Raw genomic sequence first — 242 nt, 5'->3', positions numbered from 1 at the left:
GGCCGTATTCGTGGTTTGGCCGCATCAATGAGTTGCTGTTGGGCACCAACTACAGCCTCGGAGAAACCGAGCAGCGCAACGCCTTGTTAACCACGCCGCTCAACGTGCCGGTGAATGTATATCGCTGGGACCCGAGCAGTGTGCACAAACCCGGGATCGGCGACTACAAATCGCCCGGTTCCTCGACGACCTCCTCCAAGGGCTTCTTCGCGCTGTCCCGCTTCTTACTGCTCGATCCGCTG

The 242-nt window shown here is 59.5% G+C and carries 1 pseudogene; it reads left to right on the top strand.

Annotation, left to right across the window (positions count from 1 at the left end):
- A pseudogene (locus tag ACFZPT_RS26895) lies at nt 1-242 on the top strand (TonB-dependent siderophore receptor); the annotation flags it as partial.

The sequence above is a fragment of the Pseudomonas sp. MD330_10 genome (genome assembly GCF_042610415.1).
Classification (GTDB): domain Bacteria; phylum Pseudomonadota; class Gammaproteobacteria; order Pseudomonadales; family Pseudomonadaceae; genus Aquipseudomonas; species Aquipseudomonas rhodesiae.
This window is presented reverse-complemented; position numbering and strand designations above follow the sequence as displayed.